Origin of the sequence: Corynebacterium sp. HMSC075D04 (assembly GCF_001815635.1) — a bacterium.
Taxonomy (GTDB): domain Bacteria; phylum Actinomycetota; class Actinomycetes; order Mycobacteriales; family Mycobacteriaceae; genus Corynebacterium; species Corynebacterium coyleae.
The window spans coordinates 1-6294 of record NZ_KV821339.1 but is presented as its reverse complement, the minus strand read 5'-3'; the positions used below and the strand labels follow the sequence as shown (position 1 = coordinate 6294).

Genomic DNA, 6294 nt, shown 5'->3' with positions numbered 1-6294 from the left:
GAAACATCCCAGAACCTGTGCCTGAAGACTTGGCTACCGAAAATGCCAGGCTACGCCGCGAAAATCAAGAGCTTCGAGATACCAACGAGTTGCTGAAGGCTGCGTCAGCTTTTTCGCCTCACGACCAGGCCCCAAACGTTAAGAAATGATCCGGTTCATCGATAAATACCGGAATCATTTCTCTGTCGAGTTCATCTGCACCGGAGTTGAAGATTAACCGGGCTGGTGGGTTTATCACCTCGCGTGGTTATCGCCAGTCCAAAGCCCGTGGGCTTAAGTGCTCGTCGCCTTCGTGACGCTGTGCTGATTGAACGCATTGGTGCCATTCATCGGGATAATTACGGTGTCTACGGCGTGCGGACAATGTGGCATGCGCTTGACCGTGACGGAATCGACATCGGTCGTGAGCAAACCGCCCGGCTGATGCGCCTAGCTGGTGTTTCTGGCACAGGCACAGGCGGATCACCAATCACAACCCGTACACCTCAACAGGCCGGATCTGCGCCCGGATTTGGTCGAGCGTGAGTTCAAAGCCCAAGGCCTTAAACAAGCTGTGGGTGGCCGACATTACCTACGTGCGTACGAAGAAGGGTTTTGTGTACACCGCGTTTGTCACTGACGTTTACTCCCGGCGGATCGTCGGATGGGCATTATCGGACTCGATGCGCACCGAGGTATTACGGCTGCAAGCACTCAACCAAGCGATTGTGAGCGCGAAGGAAACAACAGGCCTTATTCACCATTCGGATCACGGCTTATAGTACGTCAGCGTTGTCTACAACCAGCGTCTCGCCCAGCACGGGATTGCCGCTTCCACTGGGACCGTCGGTGACTGAAATGACAATGCTCTAGCTGAAAACGTTAACGGCTCTTACAAGAATGAGCTCATCCATACTCGCAGGTGGAATGATGTTGTCGAGGTAGAAATCGCGACGTTCGAGTGGGTGTCATGGTGGAACGAGGTAAGGCTCCACCAAAGCCTGGGATATCGAACCCCAGCCGAGGTGGAAACCGAATTGTGGAAGAAGAACCCGCAACAGGGAATAATAGAAATCAAGGAACATGCCTAGGAACAAAACTCGGGGCACTTCAAGCCCCTTATATGGCTCTGGATGTGGTGATTGCTGCAGAACCGTCATCAGTAAGGGTGACTTTTCCATCTACGCGGTAGACTTCACGCAACATTTTTGCGGTTAACACGTCCTTAGCTGCTCCGTGTGCGTATACAGTGCCCGCGTGGAGTACCGCAATGCGGTGAGCGAAGCGCGCTGCTTGTGAAAGATCGTGCATCGAAACCACGACCGCCGCGGGTGCTTCAGCTGCATAGGCGCGAATATGCTCCATGAGGATGAGCTGATTTCTTAGGTCAAGAGCGCTGGTTGGCTCGTCCAGTAGTAATGCCTGCGGCCGGCATACGATGGCCTGGGCGAAGCTTACTAATTGACGCTGGCCGCCGGAGAGCTGGGACATTGTTCGGGATTCTAGGTCTTCTAGCCCCAGCCGCGTGAGGACCGAGCTGACTCGGTCCTGTGTGGATGTGGCTACCCGTAGTCCGCTGAATCCCGTCCGGGAATGCTGGAGTGCCAGAAGTACCGATTCGAATACGGTAAGGGTGCTTTCCGGCGGGGGATCCTGTGGCAAATATACTGCCTCGGGCCCAGTGACGTCGCCGCTGAATCGGCATAGGTTAGCCATGCAGCGCAGCAAAGTCGACTTACCAGCGCCATTAGGGCCGACGAGGGCGGTGACGGTTCCAGCTTCGATCTTTGGGAGACATACGTCATTCAGTATCTGTTCGTCTCCATGGGAAAAGCACAGGTTATCTACCCGGAGTGTGGGTTCTGGCGGAACCGTGGGCGGTTGTTCCACGAGGGGGTCCTTTCTGGGGCAGGAAGTACTGGGAGAGGCGATCATTAGGTTGAGGAGACAGTTCGGGGGCGGCGTCGCAAAACAATGAGGACGACGAACACGGGAACGCCCACAATCGCGGTGATGATGCCGACAGGCAGAATCGCCCCAGGCTGGATCAGCTTGGATACCACTGAGGCTGAGGTCAGCAAAAGCGCACCTGAGATGATGGACGTGGTGAGGAAGAAGCGTTGGTCCTCACCAACGAGCATCCTGGCGATATGTGGGCCGACGAGTCCGATGAAACCAATTGTCCCGGCCATCGAAACGGCAGTTGCCGCCATAAGGGAGACTCCCACCAGCGTGTACGTGCGCAGCTTTGGGATATTGATACCCATGGACCTAGCGCGGTCGTCGCCCATTCGAAACGCGGTCAGCGTCCACGCATTGCGGTAGAAGTAAGCAATTCCGATTAGTGAGATGACCGCGAGAAGGCCGATCTGAGGCCACGTAGCGCGCGTAAGGCTGCCCAAGGTCCAGAAAACCACCTGCTCTAATTGGGTCTGCGAGGCGAGGTACTGCATTAGCGCTAGTAGAGCATCGAAGAGGAACACGATGGCTATGCCCAGCAGAATCATTCCCTCGGTACCAGAGCTCTTTGACCGAGAGAATAGGACGATCACCGCACAGGCCGCGAGGGCGAAGACCCAAGCACTGCCCGCCATTCCCAGCGCTGCCCCGATTCCCGCCGCGGTGAATCCTGAGACGGTGGCAAAGGCTGCGCCAAAGCTCGCAGCGGCGGAAATGCCCAGCGTATAGGGCTCTGCCAAGGGGTTATCCAAGATGGTTTGCATCTCTGCGCCGGCAGCAGCGAGGGTGCCACCGATGAGCACCGCTGTGACGGTCATAGGCAGACGTATATCAAAGATGATCTGCCAGTCAATTGGGCGGGAATCGCTGGGGTGAAAGAGCACGTAGAGCGCCTCATTTGCGTTCAAACTGCTGCCGATGAGGAAATCTATGGCAATGGTGACGCATAGCAGGGCCGTAAGCCCTGCGATGATCGCTACCTTTCGCCTGCTAGCTGTTCGGTACCAGTTTGACCGGGGGCGTTGCCGTTGCGGGGTAGAGTTTTGGTCGTCCACCTCGCTTCCGGTGGCAATTGATTGCGCTCGTGCTCCGTGGCTCATGGCAAACCAGTCCAGAAGGTGCCGCTAGCCTCCACAGGGAGGAATTTTTCATGTAGTTCTTCCAAATCGGCCTGCGGGTCGACATCGGAAAACAGGTCGGGGTGCATGGCTTTGGCAAACCACTCGATGGCTAGGTAGTTGTATGGGGAGTCGTAGAAGTGATGCCACGCAGCGTAGGCCCGCTTGTTCTTGACCGCCCGCATTTCCTTAAGGACAGGTTGCCCGTCAACAACGCGTTGGAAGTCTTTGGCTGCCTGTTCGGTGGACTCGTCGTAGCCCAGGGGTACAAAGCCATTCTTCTTTGGCTGCTGCTTGGCGCCGGTCCAGTCTGCGCCGGTGGCGATGATGACGTCTGGGTCTTTTTCAGCTAGCGCCTCGGGAGAGACTTGCCCCTGCTTGGCGTCGATCATATCGTCGCCCACGTTTTCGCCACCCGCTGCGTTAACAATTTGGGCTAGGTTGGACTTAGCGAAGGTAGAGCAGCAGTCGAAGTAGCCGGGAGCTCGCCAGAGGAAGGTCGGTGTGGGGGTGGCCTTGGCTTTTTCTAGGCGCTCCTGAACCATGTTCACCTTGGACTCATAGAACTCGGCATACTCTTCCGCTTCCTTCTCGTGGCCGAGTACCTTGCCGAGCAAGCGCACGCTCGGTGCGGTGTTCTTCACCGGGTCGGTAAAGTAATCGACGGTAACCGTGGGGATTCCGGCCTTTTCTAGACCGTCTACGATGCCAGCATCCTGGGCGGCTTCGAAGCTGCTTGCGGAGACAATGAAGACATCTGGACGGGAATTCAAAGCTTGCTCAACGGACATCGAGCCGTCGTAAACTTCACCAGTTTGCTCAATATCTTCGATCTCTGGGAATTTCTGTTCGTACTTCTTGTACGTGCCAGGGTCGTTCTGCTCCAGGTCATCTGGCCAGGCAACGATGCCCTGGAGCGGGTTTTCTTTGTTGAGGATGGATGTCGTGTAAAGCATCCGTTGCCCGCCCATGAGGACCCGATCGACGTTCTTCGGGACCTCGACTTCGCGCCCGAGAATGTCGGTGATCTGTTGCTTTTCTCCGTCATCTGCGGTCTGTTGTTCATCGTTAGTGCTGCAGGCAGCGGTCATAAGGAGGGCAGTGGCGGTGACGGCTGAGGCGACTACGCGGGCCATTCGGTGGTGAGGGGCGCGTGGGGTTTTAAAACCGCGAGCCCTAGTTGTCGTGAGGGACAAGGCAATCCTTTCTTCCAAGTGGATCTATTAGGTTAGCCATACCTTTGTTTATCTACAATGGGTGATGAAACTTTTACCCCCAACATTCCCGTTAAGTCAGTTCATTCAGTCGGCGGGAATATGTGCGTAGCAGCAGTACCGCCGTGGTTGCGAAACCCATGATGAGTCCTAACCAGACGCCATATCCTTCCCATCCGAGGAGCTTTCCAAATATCAGAATCCCGGGGACGCCAACCAGCCAGTACCCGACGAGGGTGCAGCGTAGCCCTGAGGTGGTGTCTTTCAGGCCTCTCAGTAGGCCCACTGCCACGTTTTGGATTCCTTTGGCGAACTGTTGCAGTACCGCGAGACATAGGAGCAGGACGGCAATGTGAAAGGTGGTGGGATCTGCCTCTTTTAAGAAAGGATGCAGTACCCACCTGCCCAACAGAAGCCACAGCGCGCCCATTATTCCCAGATACGTGACCACGACGAACAATATGCGTCGGGTAATCTCGCGCACTGAGTCGGCACTCTCGGCCCGAGCCCTTGTGATCAGCACCGAGCCGCCGTGAGAAAAGCCGATGCACACTTGGTAAACGATGTACGCCAGTTGGTTCACAATATTGTGCGCCGCTAGCATCTGTGGGCTAAAGGTCCCCATCACTAAACCGGCGATGGTTGTTATTGCAGCCTCCGAGCCATAGGTCAGACTGACTGGTACCCCGAGGCGGACGAGGCGGCAGATAGTCTCCCCATCTCCTTTACACGGAAGGATGTGGAAATAGGGCTGTAGCTCGGGAATGCGCAGTACCACAATCCGGAAGGCCAGGAAGGTAAGCAGTTGGATGACAGTTGTAGAAAGCCCGATGCCCGCTACCTTCCAGTGATCCGAGGCTGCCCATGTCATAAATAACCAGTTCAATGCGATATTTATAAATATCGATATCAGCGTGATGGTTAACAGGGAGCCGGGTTTTCGCATGCCCACGGCGAATTGGCGCAGGACGTTGAGCCACATCATCGGGACTAACCCGGGTGCGAGCGCAAGGGTCATGGCGAAGGTGAGTTGGGCAACGTGCTTGTCGATGGGCAGAACAAGGACCAATCCGCCTAGGGCGATGACCAGTAACGCGCCGAGAATTGCAGTGCCAGTGGCCACCGCGAAGGAGGAGCGCACAGCCCGCCGGATCTGTTCTGCTCCCGCCTCGCAATTTTGACAAGAGGTTTTCTCTTTTTCCATTTTTGCTGCTGCTTCAGCCACAAGATTTGCCCCGGCCGTCACCATGCCCACGCACATCGTGCGGATCTGGTTGTAAAGCTGCATCGCTAGGCCGCCGCCGGCTATCGCCAGTACGCCCACGGACTGCAGCATCAATACGTCCGTGGTGGTCAATGCAACTCCGGCGAGTTGTACTCCAGCGATGGGAAGGGAAATTCCCAGAACTTCGCGATATTTCCGGATGGATTTCAACCTCGCAGCCACCTTCAACTTCGGACTAACATTCGTCTCGGCCCTCGCTTCTCATCTTCTAAACCTCGCCCATTTTGGCGGCTGGTCTCCAATGTGCTGCGGTTTCTAGCGGTAGATACGCAGCACATCCGATTCATTTGCGGCCTCCAGGCCGTTGAAGCGAATGGCGCTGCGATACATCTGCACCAAAGTTGCAATCGGACGCTGCCGTCTGCACCATGGAAATTAGTGGTTCGCCCCTGCGGATTCAGCTGGTGCTGGCCGATGCCCCAGCGGTACCACCGTTGGTTGAGACCGAATCCCGTTCAGGGCTGGTGTTTGCAGCGGCAGAGACTCCCTTCGGAAAGTATAAAGATTATACCTAGTTTAGGTAAGGCTACCATAATTGAAGATTTCCACTTCAAACACTTCAGGTGGAAGGAGTGTGAAGATGGATAGGAGAGACTGAAGTGTCCCAGGTTTTGTTCCGTCTGAGTAGATGGGAAAATCTGGAATATGCCAAGAAAATTTGACCAGGATGCAAAGGACCGTGTGGTCCGTCTTGTAGAGGACCGTATCTTGGCGGAAAATATGTCGATGCAAGCCGCAT

General features: G+C 55.6%; 6 protein-coding genes and 1 pseudogene. 3 read left to right on the top strand and 4 right to left on the bottom strand.

What is annotated here, in order from left to right; translation table 11 throughout:
• Window positions 1–225 precede the first annotated feature (225 nt).
• The 3 genes and pseudogenes from HMPREF3048_RS12725 to HMPREF3048_RS12715 form a co-directional block, all read left to right on the top strand.
• Window positions 226–525: an IS3 family transposase gene (locus HMPREF3048_RS12725; protein ID WP_311523059.1), complete on the top strand. Its 300-nt coding sequence runs from the start codon at window positions 226–228 to the stop codon at window positions 523–525.
• A complete protein-coding gene (locus tag HMPREF3048_RS12720; protein ID WP_311523058.1) occupies window positions 522–761 on the top strand; it encodes a DDE-type integrase/transposase/recombinase in 240 nt (79 codons plus the stop codon). The genes HMPREF3048_RS12725 and HMPREF3048_RS12720 overlap by 4 nt, the downstream gene beginning before the upstream one ends.
• Before the next feature lie 90 nt (window positions 762–851).
• Window positions 852–1070: pseudogene (locus tag HMPREF3048_RS12715) on the top strand (integrase core domain-containing protein); the annotation flags it as partial.
• Between the two features lie 28 nt (window positions 1071–1098).
• Here HMPREF3048_RS12715 and HMPREF3048_RS06460 read toward each other — a convergent pair.
• From HMPREF3048_RS06460 to HMPREF3048_RS06445, 4 genes are all read right to left on the bottom strand, one after another.
• The gene (locus HMPREF3048_RS06460) at window positions 1099–1914 is read right to left on the bottom strand and encodes an ABC transporter ATP-binding protein (RefSeq protein WP_049156256.1); all 816 of its coding nucleotides are present in this window, start codon (window positions 1912–1914) and stop codon (window positions 1099–1101) included.
• Window positions 1914–3038, bottom strand: coding sequence for a FecCD family ABC transporter permease (locus HMPREF3048_RS06455; RefSeq protein WP_080975109.1), 1125 nt, complete (start codon window positions 3036–3038; stop codon window positions 1914–1916). Before HMPREF3048_RS06455 ends, HMPREF3048_RS06460 begins: the two co-directional genes overlap by 1 nt.
• Complete coding sequence (locus HMPREF3048_RS06450) at window positions 3035–4147, bottom strand: ABC transporter substrate-binding protein (RefSeq protein WP_246818867.1); 1113 nt, start codon at window positions 4145–4147, stop codon at window positions 3035–3037. Before HMPREF3048_RS06450 ends, HMPREF3048_RS06455 begins: the two co-directional genes overlap by 4 nt.
• Window positions 4148–4343: 196 nt before the next feature.
• On the bottom strand, window positions 4344–5705 hold the full coding sequence (locus tag HMPREF3048_RS06445) for an MATE family efflux transporter (protein WP_231732355.1): 1362 nt from the start codon (window positions 5703–5705) through the stop codon (window positions 4344–4346).
• Window positions 5706–6294 lie beyond the last annotated feature (589 nt).

Bases quoted from the DNA above. Each gene is read 5' to 3' on its own strand.
- HMPREF3048_RS06460 (WP_049156256.1), bottom strand. From the start codon at position 1,914: ATGATCGCCTCTCCCAGTACTTCCTGCCCCAGAAAGGACCCCCTCGTG.
- HMPREF3048_RS06455 (WP_080975109.1), bottom strand. From the start codon at position 3,038: ATGAGCCACGGAGCACGAGCGCAATCAATTGCCACCGGAAGCGAGGTG.
- HMPREF3048_RS06450 (WP_246818867.1), bottom strand. From the start codon at position 4,147: ATGACCGCTGCCTGCAGCACTAACGATGAACAACAGACCGCAGATGAC.